General features: G+C 56.1%; 19 protein-coding genes and 1 riboswitch. Of the genes, 12 read left to right on the top strand and 7 right to left on the bottom strand.

What is annotated here, in order from left to right:
* The 4 genes from mraZ to ilvI form a co-directional block, all read right to left on the bottom strand.
* On the bottom strand, window positions 1-459 hold the full coding sequence (mraZ, locus tag KVT28_RS14970) for a division/cell wall cluster transcriptional repressor MraZ (RefSeq protein ID WP_007885013.1): 459 nt from the start codon (window positions 457-459) through the stop codon (window positions 1-3).
* Between the two features lie 489 nt (window positions 460-948).
* Window positions 949-1959 (bottom strand): catabolite repressor/activator, encoded by a 1011-nt coding sequence (gene cra / locus KVT28_RS14975; RefSeq protein WP_101762121.1) that lies wholly within the window; start codon window positions 1957-1959, stop codon window positions 949-951.
* Between the two features lie 197 nt (window positions 1960-2156).
* On the bottom strand, window positions 2157-2648 hold the full coding sequence (ilvN, locus tag KVT28_RS14980; protein WP_008108620.1) for an acetolactate synthase small subunit: 492 nt from the start codon (window positions 2646-2648) through the stop codon (window positions 2157-2159).
* Window positions 2649-2650: 2 nt separating this feature from the next.
* Entirely contained in the window at window positions 2651-4375 is a 1725-nt protein-coding gene (gene ilvI / locus KVT28_RS14985; RefSeq protein WP_137385150.1) for an acetolactate synthase 3 large subunit, read from the bottom strand.
* A gap of 732 nt (window positions 4376-5107) precedes the next feature.
* On the opposite strand from ilvI, the gene leuL reads away from it, so the two are divergent.
* From leuL to leuD, 5 genes are all read left to right on the top strand, one after another.
* Complete coding sequence (gene leuL / locus KVT28_RS28210) at window positions 5108-5191, top strand: leu operon leader peptide (RefSeq protein WP_099686952.1); 84 nt, start codon at window positions 5108-5110, stop codon at window positions 5189-5191.
* 93 nt (window positions 5192-5284) lie between these two features.
* Window positions 5285-6847 carry a 2-isopropylmalate synthase gene (gene leuA, locus KVT28_RS14995; RefSeq protein WP_101762123.1) on the top strand — a complete coding sequence of 521 codons (1563 nt, stop codon included), beginning with the start codon at window positions 5285-5287 and terminating at the stop codon, window positions 6845-6847.
* A 2-nt stretch (window positions 6848-6849) separates the two neighbouring features.
* Window positions 6850-7941, top strand: coding sequence for a 3-isopropylmalate dehydrogenase (leuB, locus tag KVT28_RS15000; RefSeq protein ID WP_101762124.1), 1092 nt, complete (start codon window positions 6850-6852; stop codon window positions 7939-7941).
* Between the two features lie 4 nt (window positions 7942-7945).
* Window positions 7946-9352, top strand: a complete 1407-nt coding sequence (gene leuC, locus KVT28_RS15005; protein ID WP_101762125.1) for a 3-isopropylmalate dehydratase large subunit — start codon at window positions 7946-7948, stop codon at window positions 9350-9352.
* A 3-nt stretch (window positions 9353-9355) separates the two neighbouring features.
* A complete protein-coding gene (gene leuD / locus KVT28_RS15010) occupies window positions 9356-9961 on the top strand; it encodes a 3-isopropylmalate dehydratase small subunit (RefSeq protein ID WP_101762126.1) in 606 nt (201 codons plus the stop codon).
* A 36-nt stretch (window positions 9962-9997) separates the two neighbouring features.
* On the opposite strand, the gene KVT28_RS15015 is transcribed toward leuD, so the two are convergent.
* The gene (locus tag KVT28_RS15015) at window positions 9998-11185 is read right to left on the bottom strand and encodes an MFS transporter (protein WP_217549117.1); all 1188 of its coding nucleotides are present in this window, start codon (window positions 11183-11185) and stop codon (window positions 9998-10000) included.
* 254 nt (window positions 11186-11439) lie between these two features.
* On the opposite strand from KVT28_RS15015, the gene sgrR reads away from it, so the two are divergent.
* From sgrR to thiQ, 4 genes are all read left to right on the top strand, one after another.
* Complete coding sequence (gene sgrR, locus KVT28_RS15020) at window positions 11440-13101, top strand: HTH-type transcriptional regulator SgrR (protein ID WP_101762128.1); 1662 nt, start codon at window positions 11440-11442, stop codon at window positions 13099-13101.
* Between the two features lie 35 nt (window positions 13102-13136).
* A riboswitch (TPP riboswitch) is annotated at window positions 13137-13232 on the top strand.
* Window positions 13233-13278: 46 nt separating this feature from the next.
* Window positions 13279-14265: a thiamine ABC transporter substrate binding subunit gene (gene thiB, locus KVT28_RS15025; protein ID WP_217549119.1), complete on the top strand. Its 987-nt coding sequence runs from the start codon at window positions 13279-13281 to the stop codon at window positions 14263-14265.
* Entirely contained in the window at window positions 14265-15851 is a 1587-nt protein-coding gene (gene thiP, locus KVT28_RS15030) for a thiamine/thiamine pyrophosphate ABC transporter permease ThiP (RefSeq protein ID WP_101762130.1), read from the top strand. Before thiB ends, thiP begins: the two co-directional genes overlap by 1 nt.
* The gene (gene thiQ, locus KVT28_RS15035; RefSeq protein WP_101762131.1) at window positions 15835-16536 is read left to right on the top strand and encodes a thiamine ABC transporter ATP-binding protein ThiQ; all 702 of its coding nucleotides are present in this window, start codon (window positions 15835-15837) and stop codon (window positions 16534-16536) included. Before thiP ends, thiQ begins: the two co-directional genes overlap by 17 nt.
* On the opposite strand, the gene KVT28_RS15040 is transcribed toward thiQ, so the two are convergent.
* A complete protein-coding gene (locus KVT28_RS15040; RefSeq protein ID WP_101762132.1) occupies window positions 16533-17297 on the bottom strand; it encodes a DedA family protein in 765 nt (254 codons plus the stop codon). The two genes, thiQ and KVT28_RS15040, sit on opposite strands and share 4 nt — an antisense overlap.
* 164 nt (window positions 17298-17461) lie before the next feature.
* Between KVT28_RS15040 and polB the strand changes: the two genes are divergently transcribed.
* From polB to rluA, 3 genes are all read left to right on the top strand, one after another.
* Entirely contained in the window at window positions 17462-19822 is a 2361-nt protein-coding gene (polB, locus tag KVT28_RS15045; RefSeq protein ID WP_217549121.1) for a DNA polymerase II, read from the top strand.
* A 152-nt stretch (window positions 19823-19974) separates the two neighbouring features.
* Window positions 19975-22881: an RNA polymerase-associated protein RapA gene (rapA, locus tag KVT28_RS15050; RefSeq protein WP_217549124.1), complete on the top strand. Its 2907-nt coding sequence runs from the start codon at window positions 19975-19977 to the stop codon at window positions 22879-22881.
* A 19-nt stretch (window positions 22882-22900) separates the two neighbouring features.
* Window positions 22901-23560, top strand: coding sequence for a bifunctional tRNA pseudouridine(32) synthase/23S rRNA pseudouridine(746) synthase RluA (rluA, locus tag KVT28_RS15055; RefSeq protein ID WP_101762135.1), 660 nt, complete (start codon window positions 22901-22903; stop codon window positions 23558-23560).
* A gap of 194 nt (window positions 23561-23754) precedes the next feature.
* Here the strand turns inward: rluA and djlA are convergent, their stop codons facing one another.
* Window positions 23755-24567 (bottom strand): co-chaperone DjlA, encoded by an 813-nt coding sequence (gene djlA, locus KVT28_RS15060; RefSeq protein ID WP_061718138.1) that lies wholly within the window; start codon window positions 24565-24567, stop codon window positions 23755-23757.
* Window positions 24568-24710: the final 143 nt, after the last annotated feature.

Consider the following 24710-nt stretch of genomic DNA (forward strand, 5'->3'; position numbering starts at 1 on the left):
CTATAGCGACAAGTCCTGCAACCGCTCAGATAAAGGCTCCTGAGCCGACTGTTCTGTGTCAATATCATCCTTAACTTGTTGATACCAGGTCTGTTCATCCCACAGCTCAAACTTATTGAACTGTCCAACCAGCATCACTTCTTTGGTCAGGCCGGCATGTTGACGTAACGTGTTCGCCAACAACAAACGACCCGCATTATCCATCTGGCATTCACTGGCATGTCCCAACAGCAGTCGCTGTACGCGACGCTCGGCAGGATTCATGCTGGATAAGCGAGACAGCTTTTTCTCAATGATTTCCCATTCGGGCAGGGTATAAAGCAGCAGGCATGGCTGGTGGAGGTCAATGGTGCATACCATTTGCCCCTGAGACTCTGCGACAAGCAATTCTCGATAGCGCGTTGGTACTGCTAATCGTCCTTTGCTGTCGAGATTGACTAACGTTGCTCCACGGAACATGCCAGCCTTACCCCTCAATCACCCGTTTTCACCACTTTATCCCACTTTTTACCACGAAACGAGTTTACGGAGCCGATGAAATCCTTGTCAAGCCGCAACGGCAAGTGAATATCACTATTTACATCGGGTGAAATTAATCAATGAGGGAATTAATCGACATGGATTCGTAAAATAAAAAATTAACCTGATGAATAATTGAATAAAAATTTCTGCACGAGGATAAATGGCGAAAAATAAAGCGCTCCGGCGCAAAAGTATAATTGCCCCGCAATCTGCGACAGCGGCGGCATTTTAGGGGATTTCTGAAAGGAAGCCCAGCATCATCGCGCCAGCTCTGCCGCGCCTCACTGGTGAACATGTAAACAATTAAGAAAAGTCAGCAAGGTTAAATTGTTAGCTGGAGTGGCGATTATTTACGCTTATTTACGCCCTAAGGTTTCAAAATATCGACAGGATTAATAAATGCTGGGCAGCGAACTGCCCAGCATTTCATTTAGAGCGGCGACTTAATTGTCCGCGGCGGAATAAATTGCGACGAATACGGGTTAAACCCGGCTTGGGTTTACGTGGTTCATCTAGCGAGGCTAACACCAGTTCCAGCACGCGCTCAGCCACGTCGCGGTGACGTTGCCCCACCGCCAGCACCGGGCACTCGAGGAAATCCAGCAATTCATGGTCGCCAAAGGTGGCGATCGCCAAATCTGTCGGCAGGCGACCATCACGCTTCAGCGTAATGTCCATTACGCCCTGCAGCAGCCCAAACGACGTGGTGAACAGCGCCTCCGGCATCGGATGATCTTCGAGGTACTTCTCAAACAGCGCCGCAGCGGCGGCCCGATCGAAACTGTTGCAGTAGATGTAATCAATTGGCCGCTCATCATCTTTCCACGCATCGCGGAAACCTAACTCACGCAGGAAGCTGACCGACAACTCAGGCAGCGCGCCGAGGAACAGCACATTTTTCACCGGTAGCTGACGCAATTCAGCCGCCAGCGCCTGCGCATCATCCTGATCGGCACCCACTACGCTGGTAAAGTGTTCACGATCCAGCGCACGGTCCAGCGCGATAATCGGTAACGGATCGTTGATCCAACGCTGATAGAACGGATGCTCTGGTGGCAGTGAAGTTGAAACAATGATGGCATCAACCTGGCGCTGCAACAAATGCTCGATGCAGCGCATTTCGTTGTCTGGCTGATCTTCTGAGCAGGCAATCAGCAGCTGATAGCCGCGCTGACGCGCCTGACGCTCCAGATAATTCGCAATGCGCGTGTAACTGGTGTTTTCCAGATCGGGGATCACGAGGCCAATCGAACGTGTGCGCCCGGCGCGCAGCCCAGCCGCGACGGCATTGGGGTGATAGTTGTGTTCACGCACCACCGCCATCACTTTTTCGACGGTTTTTTCGCTGACACGATACTGCCGCGCTTTGCCATTAATTACATAGCTGGCCGTGGTGCGCGACACGCCTGCCAGGCGCGCAATTTCATCCAGTTTCACGGTGACACCTTAATTCTGATAAGCCAGCGCTGACGAAAATATCCGCAGAGTAGCTATGGGTAAAACATTTGTAACATCTAACCCCAGAACACTACGTCGAGCAACCGCTTTTCTCTCGCATCCTGGTTAAGCGCATAAAATAAAAAAACCCGGCATTTCGCCGGGTTAGGATCAGATGAAATCGTTACTTTGGGTGATTAACGCATCACGCGATCGCCGCGCGACACACCCACAATTCCTGAGCGCGCCACTTCGACAATTTCTGCCACGTCACGAACGGTGTTGAGAAACGCATCGAGTTTATCGCTGGTGCCTGCCAGCTGAACCGTGTAAAGCGTTGGCGTGACATCGATAATCTGCCCACGGAAAATTTCCGCGCTGCGCTTCACTTCTTCACGGCCGTAACCGCTGGCCTGGATTTTCACCAGCATGATCTCACGCTCAACGTAAGCGCCCTGACCCAGCTCGCTGACACGTAACACGTCCACCAGCTTGTGCAGCTGCTTCTCAATCTGCTCCAGCACTTTCTCGTCGCCGACCGTTTGAATGGTCATGCGTGACAAGGTGGGATCATCGGTCGGTGCCACAGTCAGGCTTTCGATGTTATAGCCACGTTGAGAGAACAGCCCCACTACGCGGGACAATGCGCCGGATTCGTTTTCCAGCAGAACCGATAAAATACGACGCATAATTAAGTCCTCTCCGTTTTGCTCAGCCACATCTCATCCATCGAACCACCACGAATTTGCATCGGGTAAACGTGCTCGCTGCCGTCAATGTTTACATCGACAAACACCAGACGGCCTTTCGCCAGCGTATCCAGTGCCAGCTGCAGCTTCTCTTCCAGCTCCGCCGGATGCGCAATGGAAATGCCCACATGCCCATACGCTTCGGCCAGACGCACGAAGTCAGGCAGCGATTGCATGTAGGACTGCGAGTGGCGGCCCGAGTAAATCATGTCCTGCCACTGCTTAACCATGCCGAGGAAGCCGTTGTTGAGGTTCAATACCAGCACCGGTAAATCGTACTGCAACGCGGTCGACAGCTCCTGAATGTTCATCTGGATACTGCCATCGCCGGTCACGCAGATAACCGTCTCATCCGGCAGCGCCATCTTCACGCCTAACGCTGCAGGCAAGCCGAAGCCCATGGTGCCTAAGCCGCCGGAGTTGATCCAGCGACGCGGCTTGTCGAACTGGTAGTAAAGTGCGGCAAACATCTGATGCTGACCAACGTCAGACGTCACGTAAGCTTCGCCTTTGGTCAAACGACAGATGGTCTCGATGACTGCCTGCGGTTTGATTTTGTCGCTGGTACGATCGAATTCCAGGCACTTGCGACCGCGCCAGCCTTCAATGGTCTGCCACCAGTCGCGCAGGCTATCAAGTTCCTGCTTCGCATCGCTTTGCGCCAGCAGCTCTAACATCTGTGCCAGCGTCTGCTTCGCATCGCCAACGATTGGAATGTCGGCGCTGACCGTTTTGGAGATCGACGTCGGATCGACATCGATATGCATGATGGTGGCGTTCGGGCAGTACTTCGCCAGATTGTTGGTGGTGCGGTCGTCGAAGCGCACGCCAATACCGAAAATCAGATCGGCATTGTGCATGGTCATGTTGGCTTCGTAAGTGCCGTGCATCCCCAGCATGCCGACACACTGACGATGTGTGCCAGGGAACACGCCCAAGCCCATCAGCGAGGTCGTTACCGGAATATTCAGTTGCTCTGCCAGCTGCAGCAGCTCGGCTTCGCAGCCCGACATAATCGCGCCGCCGCCGGCGTAAATCACCGGCTTGTGTGCTGCCAGTAACGTTTGCAGCGCGCGCTTGATCTGTCCTTTATGGCCCTGAATGGTCGGATTGTATGAGCGCATGCTCACTGTTTCCGGCCAGACGTACGGCAGCTTGTTGGCGGGATTCAGGATATCTTTTGGCAGATCGATCACCACCGGTCCCGGGCGACCGCTTGCTGCCAGCCAGAAGGCCTTTTTCAACACGGTTGGGATCTCTTCGGCGTTTTTCACCAGGAAGCTGTGCTTCACCACCGGGCGGGAGATGCCGACCATGTCGCACTCCTGGAACGCATCGTAACCAATCAGTGACGAAGGCACCTGACCCGACAGAATTACCATCGGGATCGAATCCATATAGGCGGTTGCAATACCGGTAATCGCGTTGGTGGCGCCCGGACCGGAGGTCACTAGCACCACGCCCACTTCACCGGTCGCACGCGCAAGGCCATCGGCCATGTGCACCGCGCCTTGTTCATGACGGACTAATACGTGGTCAATACCACCGACCGTTTGCAGCGCATCGTAAATATCGAGCACCGCTCCGCCCGGATAACCGAATACCTGCTTAACGCCCTGATCGATCAACGAACGGACGACCATTTCGGCTCCTGACAACATCTCCATTTTCTGCCTCCAGGCTTGAGGGACTGAATCCACTGACGTTCGCGTTTCCCGCACGCCACTGATATCCGGCCCCCGATCGCCAATTAAGATCAAAACCTTATGTTTATGCTCAGAAGGCGGCGTTCTGTCCGCCTTCCAGGTACAGGGAATCTACTTGAGTTAATTATTTGAGAGTAGGTCGATTACCATAACCGCAGACAACCCGCCCTGCAAACGCCAGAACGCCACGTCGCGCCCGATCCGGCAATAAAGGCACTGATGCGTGATTATTGCCTGCGAGGATTAAACTAATGCTTCGTCATAACCACAGAGGAAAATGCTGGTTTATAGATTATTTGCAGCGTGTTCTAAGAAATATGATTTTCATATTGCCTGACCACTCAGTCCACAATCTTTTGTGATAATTACTTTCTGGCGTGATTATCTATAAAACGACCTGATCACATCATATTCTTCTTAACAACAAGCCTAATCTTGTTTTATCAGTAATGCGCATTAGCAACTTAAAATTTTAATTATCAACAATTTAAAATAAATTCTATTTTCTAAACGATTTTTTAAGTGGATGGATTCACTTACTCTGTTGCTAATTAATGTCATTGCTCTGCGCAGCCGAAAAATCACAGCACATCGCCCTTCTTACTTCACAGAAATACCCTTGTACTTAAGGTTGACTTCACACGTCAATTCCAGTACCAATATGTGCAGCACTCAATTTACGAGGTTTGACTCATGTTTCATTCTTTCCGCCTACTCGGTCTACTACTAAACGCATCCAGTTTGCGCGGTAGACTCGTGGGCGGAATCAACAACTGATTCGAACCTGCAGAAGTTTAAGAAACCCGCGCCAATGCGCGGGTTTTTTTATGCTCGTAGCACCGGCAAAGTTAATGCATAAGGAAGATTACGATGAGCCAGCAAGTTATTATTTTCGATACCACTCTGCGTGATGGCGAACAGGCTTTACAGGCCAGCCTGAGTGTTAAAGAAAAACTGCAAATCGCTCTGGCGTTGGAACGTATGGGCGTGGATGTAATGGAAGTGGGTTTCCCCGTTTCCTCTCCAGGCGATTTTGAATCCGTACAAACCATCGCTCGTACCATTAAAAACAGCCGCGTCTGCGGACTGGCACGCTGCGTTGAGAAGGACATTGACGCCGCTTACGAATCACTGCGTGTGGCTGAAGCGTTCCGTATTCACACCTTCATCGCGACTTCGCCGATGCACATCGCCACCAAATTGCGCAGCACACTGCCAGAAGTGATTGAACGCGCAGTGCACATGATCAAACGCGCCCGCAACTATACCGACGACGTTGAGTTTTCCTGTGAAGATGGCGGGCGTACGCCAATCGACGATTTGTGCCGCATGGTTGAAGCCGCGATCAATGCCGGTGCAACCACCATCAACATTCCGGACACCGTCGGCTACACCTTGCCAGGCGAATACGCCAACATCATTGGCCAACTGGTGGCACGCGTTCCAAATATCGATAAAGCCATCTTGTCGGTTCACACCCACGACGATTTGGGTATGGCGACCGGCAACGCCATCGCTGCGGTATTGGCCGGTGCGCGTCAGGTTGAAGGTACGCTGAACGGTTTAGGCGAACGCGCCGGTAACTGTGCGCTGGAAGAAGTGATTATGGCGATCAAAACCCGCCAGCAGATCATGAACGTCCACACCAACATCAATCATCAGGAAATCTACCGCACCAGCCAAACCGTGAGCCAAATCTGCAACATGCCGATTCCAGCCAACAAAGCGGTGGTCGGTTCTAACGCCTTCGCCCACTCTTCCGGTATTCACCAGGACGGCGTGCTGAAGAATCGCGAAAACTACGAAATTCTGACGCCAGAATCTATCGGCCTGCACAAAATCCAGCTGAACCTGACTTCCCGTTCTGGCCGCGCTGCGGTGAAACACCGCATGGAAGAGATGGGTTACAAAGAGTCCGATTACAACCTCGACACGTTGTACGACGCCTTCCTGAAGCTGGCCGACAAGAAAGGTCAGGTGTTCGATTACGACCTGGAAGCGTTGGCCTTTATCAACAAGCAGAACGAAGAGCCAGAATATTTCGAGCTCAACGAATTCAACGTGCAGACCGGCTCCAGCGTAACCGCAACGGCCTCCGTGCAGTTGGGCTGCGGTGAAGAGACCAAAGCCGACGCCGCAACCGGTAACGGTCCGGTTGATGCGGTCTATCAGGCAATCAACCGCATCACCGGCTTTGAAGCTGAGCTGATTAACTACAAGCTGACGGCGAAAGGCCACGGCGAGAACGCGCTGGGTCAGGTCGATATCGTGGTCAACTACAACGGTCGTAAATTCCACGGCGTTGGCCTGGCGACCGATATCGTCGAATCATCGGCGAAAGCGATGGTGAACGCGTTGAACAATATTTGGCGTGCTAAGCAGGTGGAAAAAGAACTGCAGCGTAAATTTAAAGATCAGAAGGAAACGGTGTAACTATGTCTAAGTCTTCTCATATCGCGGTATTGCCAGGCGACGGAATTGGTCCGGAAGTGATGGCGCAGGCCATGAAAGTTCTCGATGCAATTCGTACGCGTTTCGACATGCGTATCACCACCAGCGAATATGATGTTGGCGGTATCGCCATCGATCGTCATGGTGAACCGCTGCCACCGGCTACCGTTGCTGGCGCAGAGCAGGCAGATGCAATTCTGTTTGGCTCCGTAGGTGGCCCTAAATGGGAACATCTGCCACCTGCGCAGCAACCCGAGCGCGGTGCGCTGTTGCCGCTGCGTAAGCACTTCAAGCTGTTCAGCAACCTGCGCCCTGCTGCGCTGTATAAAGGCCTGGAAGCGTTCTGCCCGCTGCGTAGCGATATCGCCGGACGCGGTTTCGACATCCTGTGCGTGCGTGAACTGACCGGCGGCATCTACTTCGGTCAGCCGAAAGGCCGCGAAGGCAGCGGCCCGCACGAGCGCGCTTTCGATACTGAGGTTTATCATCGTTTCGAAATCGAGCGCATCGCGCGTATCGCGTTTGAATCCGCGCGTAAGCGCCGCAACATCGTCACCTCAATTGACAAAGCCAACGTTTTGCAGACTTCCGTCATGTGGCGCGAAATTGTGAACGAAGTGGCAAAAGATTATCCGGATGTGCAGTTGAGCCACATGTACATCGATAACGCCACCATGCAGCTGATTAAAGATCCATCACAGTTTGACGTGCTGCTGTGTTCTAACCTGTTTGGCGACATTCTGTCAGATGAATGCGCGATGATTACCGGTTCAATGGGCTTGCTGCCTTCCGCCAGCCTGAATGAAGAAGGTTTTGGCCTGTTTGAGCCAGCGGGCGGTTCCGCACCGGATATCGCCGGTCAGAACATCGCTAACCCGATTGCGCAGATTCTGTCGCTGTCACTGCTGTTGCGTTACAGCCTGAATGCGGATGAAGCCGCCGCAAGCATTGAACGCGCCGTGAGCCGTGCGCTGGAAGCGGGTTATCGCACCCGTGATTTGGCTGGTGACGGCAAAGCCGTGAGCACAGATGAGATGGGCAGCATCATTGCCGGTTTCATCGCCGAGGAAAAATAATAAAATGAAAAGCTTATATCAGAAGTTATTTGATGCACATGTCGTTAACGAAACCCCGAACGAAACGCCGTTACTCTATATCGATCGCCATCTGATCCATGAAGTGACGTCGCCGCAGGCCTTTGATGGTCTGCGTGCGCACGGGCGCAAAGTGCGTCAGCCGTCGAAAACCTTCGCCACCATGGATCACAACGTTTCGACGCAGACCAAAGACATCAATGCGTCTGGCGAGATGGCGCGTATTCAGATGCAAGAGCTGATGAAAAACTGTGCTGAGTTCGGCATTCAGCTGTATGACCTGAATCACCCGTTCCAGGGCATCGTGCACGTCATTGGGCCAGAGCAAGGTATGACGTTGCCGGGCATGACCATCGTCTGCGGTGATTCCCACACCGCCACGCACGGCGCGTTTGGTTCGCTGGCATTCGGTATCGGTACTTCCGAAGTTGAGCACGTGTTTGCCACGCAAACCCTGAAACAGGGCCGCGCGAAGACCATGAAGATTGAAGTGCTGGGCGAAGCGGCGCCAGGCATTACCGCCAAAGACATTGTGTTGGCCATTATCGGTAAAACCGGCAGCGCTGGCGGTACCGGTCACGTTGTCGAATTCTGTGGCCCCGCGATCGAAGCGCTGAGCATGGAAGGCCGCATGACGCTGTGTAACATGGCGATTGAAATGGGCGCCAAAGCGGGCCTGGTCGCGCCGGACGACACCACTTTCAATTATCTGAAAGACAAGCAGTTCTCGCCGAAGGGCGAGCAGTGGGAACAAGCGGTCGCTTACTGGCGCACGCTGAAGTCTGACAGCGATGCCAAATTCGACAGCATCGTCACGCTGCACGCGGAAGATATCGCTCCGCAAGTGACCTGGGGCACCAATCCAGGCCAGGTAATGGCGGTAGATCAAGCGATTCCGAATCCACAATCCTTTGCCGATCCGGTTGAGCGCGCCTCAGCAGAGAAAGCGCTGGCTTACATGGATCTGCAGCCCGGCATCAAACTGACTGACGTGGCGATCGATAAAGTGTTTATCGGTTCCTGCACCAACTCACGTATTGAAGATTTGCGCGCCGCTGCTGCGATTGCCAAAGGCCGTAAAGTGGCGCCGGGCGTGGTGGCGATGGTGGTGCCAGGTTCGGGTCCGGTAAAAGCACAAGCCGAAGCCGAAGGTTTGGACAAAATCTTCCTCGAAGCCGGTTTTGAATGGCGTTTACCGGGTTGCTCCATGTGTCTGGCCATGAACAACGACCGCCTCAATCCAGGCGAACGTTGCGCATCAACCAGCAACCGTAACTTTGAAGGCCGTCAGGGCCGCGGTGGACGTACTCACCTGGTGAGCCCGGCAATGGCAGCTGCGGCTGCCGTAACCGGTCGCTTTGCCGACATTCGTGAATTGACTCAGGGAGCGTAAGCCATGGCGAACAAATTTACTCAACACACCGGCATTGTGGCGCCATTGGATGCGGCCAACGTCGATACTGATGCCATTATTCCAAAGCAGTTCCTGCAGAAAGTGACGCGCACCGGTTTTGGCGCGCATCTGTTCCACGACTGGCGTTTTGAAGATGATGCGGGCACCGTGCCAACCGCCAGCTTTGTGCTGAACAAACCGGAGTTCAAAGGCACCAGCATTTTGCTGGCGCGTGAGAACTTTGGCTGTGGTTCATCGCGTGAGCACGCGCCGTGGGCGCTGACCGACTTCGGCTTCCATGTGGTTATCGCGCCAAGCTTCGCCGACATTTTCTACGGCAACAGCTTTAACAACCAGCTGCTGCCGGTAAAGCTGAGCGATGAAGAAGTGGATGAGATGTTCAAACTGGTTGCCGCGCAGCCGGGCATCACCTTCACCGTGGATCTGGAAGCGCAAACTGTAACCGCAGGCGATAAGACTTATAGCTTCGAAATCGACAGCTTCCGCCGTCACTGCATGATCAACGGCCTCGACAGCATTGGCCTGACGCTGCAACACGAAGCGTCTATCTCCAGCTACGAGACCAATCAGCCCGCGTTCTTACGCTGAGGCAACAAGGGCGACATCCTGTCGCCCTTCTCTTTGCTATCTATCAACCACATCCCGCACGCGCGACGCCAATCCCAACGCCAGCACCGCCAGCCCCAACGCCAGCCAGTAAACCGACTCATGACCAAAGCGTTCGCTCATGGTGCCCTGAATGATGCCGGCGATAATCATGCCGGTGGAAATTGAGGTGGTGAACAGCGTCGTCGCCGCACCTGCGCGGCCCGGCATTAAATCCTGGAACCACAACATGCCAATTCCGGCGATGATGCCAACAAACGCGGCATTAAACAGTTGCAGCACCATCAACGCTGTCCGCGACTGGAACATCACCAATCCGAGATAAAACACAATCGCCGCCACCAGCGCCAGCAGCATCAGGTTGCGTTTGCCGGTGCGCCGCGCGTAATGCCCGGCCAGCAGCATAATAGGAATCTCCAGCCCGGCGGCGGTGCCCATCAGCAAGCCCGCCAGCTTCTCCGGCAGGCCAAGCGTGGTACTGATATACAGCGGCATATCAATGATATACATGGTGTTGCACGCCCACATGGTGACGGAGGCGATAAACAGCAACCGCACCTGACTGTCCTTCCACGGGCTCAGCTGCGTCAGCACCTCTTCAGGCGATGCCACCACGCGCGGCACCGAGGGCAAGGTGCGCCAGATCAGCAGCATGCTTAGCAGGAAAATCCCCGCCGCCACGCAAAACAGCGTCACAAAACCGTAATTAAGCGCCAGTGCAAACGACAGCGGTGGCCCGATCACCCACGCCAGCGACAGCTGCGCACGCATCACCGAGCTGAACATCACCACTTCACGCGCCGACTGATCGGCATATTCCCGCGCGAGGGCGAACACCTGCGGAATCGACACGCTGGCCAGCGCCGACAAAAACACGCCCAGCGTCACCAGCGTTAAATAGTGGCGATTGAAGGCAAACAGCAGCGCATTCAGCGTGGCCATCAGGCAGCAAAACAGAATCAGGTTGCGGCGATCGCCCTGATTATCGGAGCGTTTCGCCATCAGCAGGCTGACCACAATCCCCGCGATCGCATTGATGGTAAAGAACAAGCCGACCCAGAACGGACTTACCTGTACTTCGCGCGTCAGAAACAGGCTCAGCGTCGGCGCCTGTAGTGCACCGGCCACGCCGGTCATAAACGACACCGCCATAAACGAGAGGTAGACCGGATTGATGCGACGTTGACGCGTTAACAGCGATTTCATGCAGAAATCCCTTTGCGAATAAAAAAGGTAGAGAAATGAGGGTAGAAGATTCTACAGCAAAACGAAAAAAGCCAGCAGATAAAGCGCTGCTGGCGGTGAAAATGCACCCTACTCAGAAAGGGGTTCCACGTCGGCGGAACCGCTGGCAGAGCGCCATTCATTACTGAATGCCTCCCGCTCTTCCATTGCCGGGCAGTATGCCTCTAATATGAGGCAGGAAAAACTGAGCGATTCTGACAAGGAGTTCCCCTTTTATGTCCTCTTCACGTCTGCAGCAGCAATTTATCCGCCTATGGCAAAGCTGTCAGGGGCAGGATCAGGAAACCACGCTCAGCGAGCTGGCCGATCTGCTGCACTGCTCGCGTCGCCATATGCGTAACCTGCTCAACGCCATGCAAAGCGAAGGCTGGCTGATTTGGCAGGCAGAAGCGGGACGTGGCAAGCGCTCAATGCTGAGTTTTTGCTACACCGGCCTGGCGCTCCAGCAGCAGCGCGCCGAGGATCTGCTGGAACAAGATCGTATCGAACAGTTAGTGCAGCTGGTGGGCGATAAAAACCAGGTGCGCCAGATGATTGCGGCACATTTAGGCCGCAGCTTCCGCCAGGGTAAACACATCCTGCGCGTGCTCTATTATCGCCCGCTGCCCAATTTGCTGCCCGGTTCGCCGCTGCGCCGCTCGGAAACCCATCTGGCACGACAAATTTTCAACGGCCTGATGCGCATAAATGAGGAAAAGGGGGAAATCGAACCCGATATCGCCCATCACTGGCAGCAAACCTCGCCGCTGCAGTGGCGTTTCTTCCTGCGCCCGGCGATTCGTTTTCATCATGGCCGTGAACTGGAAATGGCGGATGTGATTGCTTCGCTGGAGCGCGTGCGCAGCCAGCCGCTGTTTTCTCACATCAGTAAACTGGATTCGCCCGCGCCCTGGACGCTGGATATCCATCTGAGCCAGCCGGACGATTGGTTGCCGTGGCTGCTGGCCAGCGTCAGCGCGATGATCCTGCCGCGCGAATGGCCCACGCTGCGCCAGTTTGCCCGCCAGCCGCTTGGCACCGGTCCGTACAGCGTGGTGCGCAATCAGCAAACGCAGCTGAAAATCGCCGCCTTTGATGATTACTTTGGCTATCGCGCGCTGATTGACGATGTGTCGATTTGGGTGCTGCCGGAGATCAGCGACGAGCTGGTGTATGCCGGAGTCAAGTTGCAGGGCGAAATCGCCGATGAAAAATCGGAAGAAAGTCGTCTGGAAGAAGGCTGCTACTTCCTGCTGTACGATCAGCGCTCCGAGTTGGGCCGCGATGCGCATTTCCGCCGCTGGGTAAGCTATCTGTTTAATCCCATCGCCTTACTGAATCATGCTGGCGTCGGCTATCAGCGTTACTGGTTCCCGGCTTATGGCTTGCTGCCGCGTTGGCACCATCGCCGCGATCTTACCTCCGCCGATAAACCGGCAGGCTTAACTCAGCTGACGCTGAGCTGGTACAGCCATCACGTTGAGCATGAAGGTATCGCTAACGCGCTGCGACCGCTGCTGGCGCAGCAAGGTGTTGAGCTAATTACTCGTGTCGTGAGCTACGAAGCGTGGTTCGAGGGCGAAGGTGAAAGTGATATCTGGCTCGGCAGCGTCAACTTTACCCTGCCGCTTGAGTACGCGCTGTTCGCGCAACTGTTCGAGCTGCCGTTGATGCATCACTGCATTCCGATTGACTGGCAAGCCGATGCCGCGCGCTGGCGGCAGAAAGCGTTACCGCTGGCGGAATGGAGCAAACAGCTGATCGACCGCGACTATCTGCATCCGCTGTTCCATCACTGGCTGCTGCTGGAAGGGCAACGCAGTATGCGCGGCGTGCGGCTGAATACGCTCGGCTGGTTTGACTTCAAATCAGCCTGGTTTGCACCACCGGAGCTGTGATCCTTTCGCGCTGTCATATAAATGTCTAGAATGAGCCGTTCTCAACGGGGTGCCTTGATATCAGGGCTGAGAGAAACCCGTCGAACCTGATCCGGCTAATACCGGCGTAGGGATTTGAGATGCCTCACGCCTCAGATCCTTTGCGACTCAACATCTCTTCTCCTCAAGGAGCGCAAAGTGTTAAACAAAGTTCTGCCTATGTTGCTGCTGGTTACGGCTCCGGCTTTCGCTGCTAAACCGGTTCTGACCGTCTACACCTACGATTCGTTCTCTGCCGATTGGGGCCCCGGTCCGGCGGTAAAAAAAGCCTTTGAAGCGCAGTGCGACTGCGAATTGAAGTATGTGGCGCTGGAAGATGGTGTATCGCTGCTCAATCGCGTGCGCATGGAAGGTAAAAACAGCAAAGCCGATGTGGTGCTGGGGCTGGATAACAATCTGGTGCAGGCGGCGGAGAAAACCGGCTTGTTTGCCAAAAGCAGTATTGATACCCGCAGCTTAAAACTGCCGGATGGCTGGAACAATCAAACCTTTATCCCGTTCGATTATGGCTACTTCGCTTTCGTCTACGATAAAAACAAACTGAAGAACCCGCCGAAAAGCCTGAAAGAGCTGGTCGAAAGCCCGGAAAAATGGCGCGTGATTTATGAAGATCCGCGTACCAGCACGCCGGGTCTTGGCCTGCTGCTGTGGATGCAAAAAGTGTATGGCGATAACGCAGCTGATGCGTGGCAGAAGCTGGCGCAAAAAACCGTTACCGTCACTAAAGGCTGGAGCGAAGCTTACGGCCTGTTCCTGAAAGGTGAAGGCGATCTGGTGTTGAGCTACACCACGTCTCCGGCTTATCACATCATCGAAGAGAAGAAAGAGAACTACGCCGCGGCCGAATTCAGCGAAGGCCACTATTTACAGGTGGAAGTCGCCGCGCAACTCGCCAGCAGCAAACAGCCTAAGCTGGCGCAGCAGTTCATGCAGTTTATGGTTTCTCCGGCCTTCCAGCAGACCATTCCTACCGGCAACTGGATGTATCCGGTGATCAAAAGCGATCTGCCAGCCGGTTATCAAACGTTGCAGGTGCCCGCGAAGGCGTTGCAATTCACGCCAGCCGAAGTCGCCGACCATCGCGCCGCGTGGATCAGCGCATGGCAACGCGCCGTTAGCCGTTAATGCCCGGCTGGTTGATTCCCGGTAGCGCCATCGCGCTGTTGCTGTGCGCGGTGGCGCTGCTGGCGTTTGGCGCATTGGTGGTGGTCGCTCCGGCCACCGACTGGCGCGCGCTACTCGACGACAGCTATTTGCATCATGTGCTGCTGTTCTCGTTTGAGCAGGCGCTGCTGTCGGCGCTGCTTTCGGTGCTGCCCGCGATCCTGCTGGCGCGCGCGCTCTATCGCCGCCGTTTTCCGGGACGCAATCTGTTGCTACGTCTGTGCGCCATGACGCTGGTGCTGCCGGTGCTGGTGGCGGTGTTTGGCTTGCTCAGCGTGTACGGTCGCAGCGGCTGGCTGGCACAACTGTGCGCGACCATCGGCTTTGACTACCACTTTTCGCCGTATGGCCTGCAGGGCATTCTATTGGCGCACGTCTTCTTTAACCTGCCGCTGGCGACGCGCCTGCTGTTACAGGCATTGGAGAACATTCCCGGCGAGCAGCGCCAGGTCGCCGCCCAGCTTGGCCTGCGCGGCTGGAATCTGTTTCGCTTGCTGGAGTGGCCGTGGCTGCGCCGTCAGATTCTGCCGACGGCGGCACTGATCTTTATGCTCTGTTTCGCCAGCTTCGCCACGGTGCTGGCGCTGGGCGGCGGACCACAAGCGACCACGCTAGAACTGGCGATCTATCAGGCGCTGAATTTCGATTACGATCCGGGCCGCGCGGCGCTGCTGGCGCTGTTACAGCTCGCTTGCTGTTTGCTGCTGGTGCTGCTGAGCCAGCGCTTTAGCAAAGCCATTCCCACCGGCAGCCAGAGCATTCGCGGCTGGCGCGATCCGCAGGATTCATGGCAGGCGCGCATCAGCGATACGTTGCTGATTGGCCTGGCGCTGCTGCTGCTGTTACCGCCGCTGGCGGCATTAATCGTCGATGGTTTGCGCGGCGGCGTTGCCGGTGCGCTGCAACAAGCGGCGCTGTGGCAAGCCACCTTTACCTCGCTGCGTATTGCCGTAGGCGCCGGCGTGCTCTGCGTGCTGCTGACCATGATGCTGCTGTGGAGCAGCCGCGAACTGCGGCAGCGCCAGAACAGAGTCGCCGCGCAGGCGATGGAGATGAGCGGCATGCTGATTCTGGCGATGCCGGGCATTGTACTGGCGAGCGGTTTCTTTCTGCTGTTCAACGCCACCGTGGGGTTGCCGCAGCGCGCCGATGGTTTGGTGATCTTCACTAACGCCCTGATCGCCATTCCTTATGCGATGAAAGTGCTGGAGAATCCGATGCGCGATATCAACGCCCGTTACAGCCAGCTCTGCGCTTCACTCGGCATCTCCGGTTTCAACCGCTTGCGGCTGATTGAGCTGCGCGCGCTGAAACGCCCGATTGCTCAGGCGCTGGCGTTTGCCTGCGTGCTGTCGATTGGCGATTTCGGCGTGGTCGCGCTGTTTGGCAGCGCCGATTTCCGCACGCTGCCCTTCTATCTGTTCCAACAGATTGGCGCCTATCGCGGTGCGGACGGTGCCGTCACCGCACTCCTGCTGCTGCTGCTCTGCTTACTACTTTTTACTCTGATGGAAAAATTACCGGGTCGCCATGCTGACACTGAATAACCTCACTTACCTTTATCAGCATCTGCCGATGCGCTTCAGTTTTGCGGCGCAGGCGGGTGAACGTCTGGCGATCCTCGGTCCGAGCGGCGCGGGGAAAAGTACTTTACTGAGTCTGATTGGCGGCTTTTTGCCGATCAATCAAGGCGCGCTGGTGATGAACGGCGTTGATCATACCCACAGCGTGCCGTCGGCGCGCCCGGTTTCCATGCTGTTCCAGGAGAACAATCTGTTTCCGCATCTCACGGTGCAGCAAAACATGGCGTTGGGCTTACATCCGGGCCTGAAATTGACGCGCGAACAGCAGCAGCAAGTGGTGGATATCGCCGAGCAAACCGGCTTGCAGGCGATGCTCACGCGTTTGCCTGGTCAGCTTTCCGGTGGCCAGCGTCAGCGCGTGGCATTGGCGCGTTGCCTGCTGCGCAATCAACCGATTTTGCTGCTGGATGAACCCTTCTCAGCGCTGGATCCGGCGCTGCGCAACGAGATGCTGCAGCTGGTACGTTCGGTATGCGAAAACCGCAACATCACCTTGTTGATGGTGTCGCACAGCCTGGAAGATGCTCAGCAGATTGCGCCGCGCAGTTTGGTGATCGTCGACGGGCGCATCTATTGGGATGGCAGTACAGAGAGTTTGGTGCGCGGTGAAAGTGCCGCGGCCGCCATCCTTGGCGTGACAGCGCGTTAAGCGAAGAAAACTTTCCACAGCAGGTGGCGGAAGATTGGCATCATCGGATGGAACTGGATTGCGATAAACGCGCCCAGGCCAATCGCCGCCATCAGCGGTGCCAGCCAGCGCAAACGCGATGCAGGCAGATACTTTGTCGCCCAATCCACCGTTTTACCGCTGCGCGACCAGCGCCACAGCAACCAGCCACCGATCCACAGCAGCAGCGCCACCAGCAACAGCAGCCATTTAAAGCTGCCGCCCTGCGCGGCCTGTGGTACATCAATTGCCACGCCCGCCAGAATGCCCGGCATCAAATACGCGGGCGGCCAGAGAATGCAGCCAATCAGGTTAGGCGGCAGGAATTTGCGCACCGGCAACTCCAGCATGCCCGCTGCTAGGGGAATCAGCGGACGCGTCGGGCCGACAAATCGCCCCACCAGAATGGTGAACATGCTGTGTTGATGCAGCGCATGCTCGGTTTTATCCAGCAAACCCTTGTACTTTTTCAGATATTTCCAGCGATGCAGCGGCCCCTGAAACTTCCAGCCGATGCCGTAGGAGACCCAATCGCCAATTAAACAGCCAACGAATCCGGCCGCCCACGCAGGGTAAAGACCAATTTGTCCGCTTCCGACCAGCGCCCCAAGGCTGGCCATTAATACCGTGCCCGGCAACAGCAATCCCACGAAGGCCAGCGACTCAAGGAAGGTCACCAGCGCCACAGCGATCAGCGCGTACTCCAGCGATTGCGAAAACAGGTGTTGAATCCAGGCTTCCATAAATATCCTCTGCGGAATATAGAGGCTGGATTGTCCAGAGCATACACATGGTCGTCAAGGCAAGAATTGTAGAACGATGTTGACAAAGTGGTGACAATTTCGCCTGCAGGACACTGTATAAACATCCATGTTATACTCAATGCAATTCATTCTCTGGAGTTCACGTGACCGATCCGCGCGCAGGTTTTCTGCTTACCCGACATTGGCGAGATACGCCGACCGGCAGCGAAGTGGTGCTGTGGCTGGCCACCGACAGCGGCCCGCAGCGGCTGGTGCTGCCTGCCCAGGAATCCGTGGCGTTTGTGCCCGAGGAGTTTCGCACGCCAACCGAAGCGCTGATCCGCGACGAACGTCATACGCGCCTGCAAACGCTGGAGCTGAAGGATTTCCGCCGCCGCCCGGTGTTTGGCCTCTATTGCCGCAGCAATCGCCAGCTGCAAAATCTGGAAAAGCGCCTGCGTGAAAACGGCATTCCGGTCTATGAAGCGGATATTCGGCCACCCGAACGCTATTTGATGGAGCGCTTTATCACCGCGCCGGTGTGGTTTAGCGGTGAAACACGTGGTGACAGCGTGGTCAACGCGCGTCTGAAACCGCATCCTGATTACCGTCCGCAGCTGAAATGGGTATCGCTGGATATCGAAACCACGCAGCACGGTGAGCTCTACTGCATCGGGCTGGAAGGCTGCTGTCAGCGCCAGGTTTACATGCTCGGTCCGCCCAACGGCGATGCCAGCACGCTCGATTTTGAACTGATCTATGTTGATAGCCGCCCGCAGCTGCTTGAGCAGCTCAACGCATGGTTCGAGCGGCATGAACCGGATGTGATTATTGGCTGGAATGTAGTGCAGTTCGATCTGCGCGTACTGCAGAAACACGCCGATCGCTACGGCATTCCGCTGCGTCTAGGGCGTCAGAAGCAGGCGCTGGAGTGGCGCGAGCACGGCTTCAAACCTGGTGTGTTCTTCGCGCAGGCAGCGGGCCGCTTAATTATTGATGGTATCGACGCGCTCAAATCCGCGTTTTGGGATTTCCCGTCATTCAGCCTCGAAGCGGTCTCGCGCCAGCTGCTCGGTGAAGGCAAGGCCATCAATAATCCGTGGGATCGCATGGAAGAGATCAACTGGCGCTTTGCCAACGATAAACCGGCGCTGGCGAAATATAATCTCAAGGATTGTGAGCTGGTGACGCGCATTTTCCAGCACACCGCCATCATGCCGTTCCTGCTGGAACGCGCCACGGTAAATGGTTTAGCGGTGGATCGTCACGGCGGTTCGGTGGCGGCCTTTGGTCATCTCTATATCCCGCGCATGCACCGCGCCGGTTTCGTGGCGCCGAATCTCGGCGAAGTGGCGCCGGAAGCCAGCCCCGGCGGTTACGTGATGGATTCGCGGCCCGGCCTGTACGATTCGGTGCTGGTGCTGGATTACAAAAGCCTCTATCCCTCAATTATTCGCACCTTCCTTATCGATCCGGTGGGTTTGGTGGAAGGCCTGGCGCACCCGGATGACGCCGATTCCGTGCCCGGCTTCCGCAATGCGCGCTTTTCCCGTGAGACCCACTGTTTACCGGCGATTGTCGAGCAGATTTGGCAGGGGCGTGAAGCCGCCAAGCGCGACAACAACAAACCGCTGTCGCAGGCGCTGAAAATCATCATGAATGCTTTTTATGGCGTGCTCGGCACCAGCGCCTGCCGCTTCTTCGATCCGCGCCTCGCGTCATCCATCACCCTGCGCGGCCACGCCATCATGCAGCAAACGCGCGAGCTGATTGAAGCGGAAGGCTTTGATGTGATTTACGGCGATACCGATTCCACCTTCGTCTGGCTGAAAGGCGCGCACAGTGAAGCGGAGGCGACGGCGATTGGTCGTCATCTCGCTGAACAGGTTAACGGCTGGTGGCGGCAGCATCTGCAATCAACTTATGGGCTGGAGAGCGCGCTGGAGCTGGAGTATGAAACGCACTTCAGCCGTTTCCTGATGCCCACCATTCGCGGCGCCGAACAGGGCAGCAAAAAGCGCTATGCCGGCATGATTCTCAGAGAGGGCGGCGAGCGGCTGGTGTTTAAAGGCCTCGAATCAGTGCGCACCGACTGGACGCCGCTGGCGCAGCAGTTCCAGCAAAATCTGTATGGCCGTATTTTCCGTGGCGAGCCGTGGCAGGATTACATTCGCGAAACGGTGGCGCAGCTGCTGGCCGGTGAACTCGACGATCAGCTGGTGTATAAAAAACGCCTGCGGCGCGCGCTGAAAGATTACGAGCGCAATGTGCCGCCTCATGTGCGCGCTGCGCGTCTCGCCGATGAGCAAAATCGCAAGCTGCAGCGCCCACTGCAGTATCAAAATGGTGGCTCGATCCGCTATGTGATGGCCACGGCCGGACCGGAACCGCTCGAGGCGCGTAATACGCCCCTCGACTACGATCATTACGTCACCAAACAGCTGCAGCCGGTGGCTGACGGCATTTTGCCGTTCGTCGGTGACGACTTTGCTACACTCATTACTGGGCAGCTGGGGCTTTTTTGACAGGTGACGAATGCCTTGCCATCCAGTACCATAGCGCCCTTCCTGATTCTCACCGCACTCACAATCTGACCAAACACCCGTTTGGCGGTTGGGTATTGCCTGAGTACAGGTGAACTTCTTTATGGCATGTCAGAGAGTCGAGCAAAAAATATATGGTTTTTACACTGGGTCAGCGCTGGATTAGTGATACGGAAAGTGAACTGGGATTGGGCACGGTGGTCGCGCTCGATACGCGCATGATCACCATGCTTTTTCCGGCAACCGGCGAAAACCGCCTGTATGCCCGAAACGATTCTCCGGTCACTCGTGTGATTTTCAATCCGGGTGACACCATCACCAGCCACGAAGGCTGGCAGATGACCGTCGATGAAGTCCGCAACGAAAACGATTTAATGACTTACATCGGCACACGTCTCGACACCGAAGAAGCGGGCGTCGTCATGCGCGAAGTGATGCTGGACAGCAAACTGGTGTTCAGCAAGCCGCAGGATCGCCTGTTCGCCGGTCAGCTCGACCGCATGGACCGCTTTGCGCTGCGTTTCCGCGCACGCAAATACCACAGCGAGCAATACCGCCTGCCGATCAGCGGCCTGCGCGGGATGCGCACCAATTTGATTCCGCATCAGCTGCACATCGCTCACGATGTCGGCCGTCGCCACGCGCCGCGCGTGCTGCTGGCGGATGAAGTGGGCTTGGGTAAAACCATTGAAGCCGGGATGATCATCCAGCAACAGCTGCTGGCCGGTCGTGCCGAGCGCGTGCTGATTGTGGTGCCGGAAACGCTGCAACATCAGTGGCTGGTGGAAATGCTGCGTCGCTTTAACCTGCGCTTTGCGCTGTTTGATGACGATCGCTACACCGAAGCGCAGCACGACAGCGACAATGCCTTTGAAACCGAGCAGCTGATTATCTGTTCGCTCGATTTTGTACGCCGTAACAAGCAGCGTCTTGAGCTGCTGGCCGATGCCGAGTGGGATCTGCTGGTGGTTGATGAAGCGCACCATCTGGCATGGAGCGAAGACGCACCAAGCCGCGAATATCAGGTTATCGAGCAGCTGGCAGAGAAAACCGCTGGCGTACTGCTGCTGACTGCCACGCCAGAACAGCTGGGCTTAGAGAGCCACTTTGCGCGTCTGCGTCTGCTCGACCCAAATCGTTTCCACGATTTCGGCCAGTTTGTCGAAGAGCAGCAGCATTATCGTCCGGTGGCCGATGCGGTGAGCTCGCTGCTGGCCGACCACGCCATCAGCAAAGATGAGATGAACCTGATCAACGATCTGATCGGTGAACAGGATATCGAGCCGCTGCTGCAAGTGGCGAACAGCGATCGCGATGGCAAAGAAGACGCGCGTAAAGAGCTGGTCTCGATGCTGATGGATCGCCACGGCACCAGCCGCGTGCTGTTCCGTAACACCCGTAACGGCGTGAAGGGCTTCCCGAAACGCGAGCTGCACCAGATTCGTCTGCCGCTGCCGGCGCAGTATCAAACCGCGATTAAAGTCTCCGGCATAATGGGCACGCGCAAAAGCGCAGAAGAGCGCGCGCGTGACATGCTGTATCCCGAGCAGATTTATCAGGAATTTGAAGGCGATAGCGGCACATGGTGGAACTTCGATCCGCGCGTTGAGTGGCTGATGGGTTACCTCACCAGCAACCGCAAAGAGAAAGTGCTGGTGATCTGCGCCAAAGCCGCCACCGCGCTGCAGCTGGAGCAGGTGCTGCGTGAGCGCGAAGGCATCCGTGCCGCCGTGTTCCACGAAGGCTTGTCGATTATCGAACGCGACCGCGCAGCAGCCTTCTTCGCCTCCGAAGAGGATGGCGCGCAGGTGTTGCTGTGTTCCGAAATCGGTTCTGAAGGCCGTAACTTCCAGTTCGCCAGCCGTTTGGTGATGTTCGATTTGCCGTTCAACCCGGATCTGCTGGAGCAGCGTATCGGTCGTCTCGATCGTATCGGCCAGATGCATGACATCCAGATTCTGGTGCCGTGGCTGGAAAAAACCGCGCAGGCGGTGCTGCTGCGCTGGTATCACGAAGGGTTGGATGCGTTTGAACACACCTGCCCAACTGGCCGCGCCATTTATGACAATGAGTACAATCAGCTGATTGAATATCTTGCCGCGCCGGAAAATCCGCAGGGACTCGATGAGTTCATCAGCGCAAGCCGCAAGCAGCACGATGCGCTGAAATCACAGCTGGAACAGGGACGCGATCGCTTACTGGAACTGAACTCCAACGGCGGCGAAGCCGCTCAGGAGCTGGCAAATGCCATCGGCGAGCAGGACAACGATACCGATCTGGTTAACTTTGCGCTGAACCTGTTCGATATCGTCGGCATCAATCAGGAAGACCGCAGCGATAGCCTGATCGTGCTGACGCCGTCCGATCACATGCTGGTGCCTGATTTCCCTGGCCTGCCGGAAGAGGGTTGCACCGTGACCTTTAACCGTAACCAGGCGCTGTGGCGTGAAGATACCCAGTTTATCACCTGGGAACATCCGCTGATCCTCAACGGCCTCGACCTGATTCTTTCGGGCGATACCGGTAGCTGTGCGCTGTCGCTGCTGAAGAACAAGGCGCTGCCGGTCGGGACGCTGCTGGTCGAGATGATCTATGTGGTTGAAGCGCAAGCGCCGAAAAGCCTGCAGCTCACCCGCTTCCTGCCGCCAACGCCGGTACGTTTGCTGATGGATCGTGCCGGGAACAATCTGGCGGGCAAAGTGGAGTTTGAAAGCTTTAACCGTCAGTTGAATGCGGTGAATCGCCATACCGGCAGCAAGCTGGTGAATGCGGTGCAGCAAGACGTGCACGAGATTCTGACCCAGGCCGAAAAAGCGATCGTTCCGGAAGCGCAGGCGATTATCGCGGCAGCGAAAGTGGAAGCCGAAGAGAAACTCGGTGCTGAGCTGTCACGTCTCGAAGCGCTGCGCGCGGTTAACCCCAACATCCGTGATGACGAGGTTGAAGCGCTGGAAAGCAATCGCGAACAGGTATTGGAAAGCCTGGGCGATGCAGGCTGGCGTCTCGATGCGCTGCGCCTGATCGTGGTCACGCACCAATAATGTTCAGGACCGCGACATCATGCTGATGGAAGCTTACAACCCGCCGCTTGAACCCTGGCTGCATATTCTGTATCAGGACGAGCACATTATGGTGGTGAATAAACCGAGCGGGTTGCTGTCGGTGCCGGGCCGTCTCGAAGAGCACAAGGATAGCGTGATGACGCGCATCCAGCGTGATTTCCCGCAGGCGGAATCGGTGCACCGTCTCGATATGGCTACCAGCGGCGTGATCGTCGTGGCCCTGAATAAAGCGGCAGAGCGTGAGCTCAAGCGCCAGTTCCGTGAGCGCGAGCCTTCCAAATACTATGTGGCGCGCGTGTGGGGCCATCCGGCGGCAGAAGAGGGTTTGATCGATCTGCCGCTGATTTGCGACTGGCCGAATCGGCCGAAGCAGATGGTGTGTTTCGAAAACGGCAAAGCGGCGCAGACCGAGTATCAGGTGCTGGAGTATGAAGCCACGAACAGTGCGCGCGTCAAGCTTAAGCCAATTACCGGACGCTCACACCAGCTGCGTGTGCATCTGCTGGCGCTGGGGCATCCGATTCTTGGCGACCGCTTTTATGCACATGATGAGGCGCTGGCGATGGCGTCGCGTTTGCAGTTGCATGCGGAGTCGCTGACGATCACCCATCCGGCGTTTGGCAATAGCATGACGTTCAGGCAGCCGGCGGGATTTTAGTGTTGGAGATGCTGCCCCTCCTCGGTCCGTGCGTGCAGTCCCCCTCCTCGTTCCGTGCTTGCTGCCCCCCACCTCGGTCCTCCCCCATAAATGGGGGAGGAAGATGTTGCTACATGTTAGTGATGAAGCTGCATGGGGCAGCATCTCCTTCCCCCGCTTGCGGGGGAAGGCCGGGATGGGGGACAGCAATAAAATTATTTAAACCCTTTCTCCTTACGAATCAGATCGTAAGCCGCCTGAATCTCCTGCGCTTTCTGCTTCGCCATCTCCATCATTTCCGGCGGTAAACCTTTCGCCACCAGCTTGTCAGGATGATGTTCGCTCATCAGCTTACGGTACGCGCGCTTGATGGTGGTGCCATCATCGCTGCTTTTCACGCCCAGCACGCTGCAGGCATCTTCCAGCGTAGGACCGCGTTGCGCCTGCTGATACGCGCCGCCGCGGGAAGAACCGCCACCACCAAACTGCTGACCGCCTTCCATCATGCGCAGGAACTGATCGAACTGTGCGCGTGAAATACCCAGCTCTTCGGCAATCACATACAGCACCTGACGTTCGTTGGGATGCAGTGAACCATCGGCGAAGGCGGCCTGGATTTGGATTTCCAGAAACATCCGAATCAGATCAAACCGGCCAAAGCAGGCGCTGCGCAGCTCGCGCAGTTTACTGCGCAACGGATAGTCGCTCTGTTTACCTTCACGGAACGCACGCTGCGCGGCAGTGCGCGCATCGCCATGCAGCTGCATGCGATCCATAAATAAGGAAGCAATCTGGATATCCGCTTCGGTGACGCGCCCTTTTGATTTGGTCAAATGGCCCATCACCTGAAATGTGGTACTGAAAAACAGCGTCTGACGCGCCTGGTTATTGGCGAAATAGCCCTGTCCTTTTACGCTGCGCACTTTGTCAAACATGTGACCAATGATCAGACCCAGTACAATGCCCCAAAAGCCTGCCCCGGAAAATATCCCAAGCGCCAGACCAATTACTTTTCCCCAGTAGCGCATAAACTCCTCAATTCGCCATGCTTGCGGCTGAAAATTGCATTATCATACCTGTCATTTATCTCAGCGCCTAACGGCAACGCGGACAGACAAGGATTAACACTGGCGCAACGCCGGGCAGTAAGTTAGTCTCTGACCGGATTGTC

This window comes from Pantoea sp. GbtcB22 (genome assembly GCF_019091025.1).
GTDB lineage: Bacteria > Pseudomonadota > Gammaproteobacteria > Enterobacterales > Enterobacteriaceae > Pantoea > Pantoea leporis.

Bases quoted from the DNA above. Each gene is read 5' to 3' on its own strand.
- mraZ (WP_007885013.1), bottom strand. From the start codon at position 459: ATGTTCCGTGGAGCAACGTTAGTCAATCTCGACAGCAAAGGACGATTA.
- ilvN (WP_008108620.1), bottom strand. From the start codon at position 2,648: ATGCGTCGTATTTTATCGGTTCTGCTGGAAAACGAATCCGGCGCATTG.
- ilvI (WP_137385150.1), bottom strand. From the start codon at position 4,375: ATGGAGATGTTGTCAGGAGCCGAAATGGTCGTCCGTTCGTTGATCGAT.
- leuL (WP_099686952.1), top strand. From the start codon at position 5,108: ATGTTTCATTCTTTCCGCCTACTCGGTCTACTACTAAACGCATCCAGT.
- leuA (WP_101762123.1), top strand. From the start codon at position 5,285: ATGAGCCAGCAAGTTATTATTTTCGATACCACTCTGCGTGATGGCGAA.
- leuB (WP_101762124.1), top strand. From the start codon at position 6,850: ATGTCTAAGTCTTCTCATATCGCGGTATTGCCAGGCGACGGAATTGGT.
- leuC (WP_101762125.1), top strand. From the start codon at position 7,946: ATGAAAAGCTTATATCAGAAGTTATTTGATGCACATGTCGTTAACGAA.
- leuD (WP_101762126.1), top strand. From the start codon at position 9,356: ATGGCGAACAAATTTACTCAACACACCGGCATTGTGGCGCCATTGGAT.
- KVT28_RS15015 (WP_217549117.1), bottom strand. From the start codon at position 11,185: ATGAAATCGCTGTTAACGCGTCAACGTCGCATCAATCCGGTCTACCTC.
- sgrR (WP_101762128.1), top strand. From the start codon at position 11,440: ATGTCCTCTTCACGTCTGCAGCAGCAATTTATCCGCCTATGGCAAAGC.
- thiP (WP_101762130.1), top strand. From the start codon at position 14,265: ATGCCCGGCTGGTTGATTCCCGGTAGCGCCATCGCGCTGTTGCTGTGC.
- thiQ (WP_101762131.1), top strand. From the start codon at position 15,835: ATGCTGACACTGAATAACCTCACTTACCTTTATCAGCATCTGCCGATG.
- KVT28_RS15040 (WP_101762132.1), bottom strand. From the start codon at position 17,297: ATGGAAGCCTGGATTCAACACCTGTTTTCGCAATCGCTGGAGTACGCG.
- rapA (WP_217549124.1), top strand. From the start codon at position 19,975: ATGGTTTTTACACTGGGTCAGCGCTGGATTAGTGATACGGAAAGTGAA.
- rluA (WP_101762135.1), top strand. From the start codon at position 22,901: ATGCTGATGGAAGCTTACAACCCGCCGCTTGAACCCTGGCTGCATATT.
- djlA (WP_061718138.1), bottom strand. From the start codon at position 24,567: ATGCGCTACTGGGGAAAAGTAATTGGTCTGGCGCTTGGGATATTTTCC.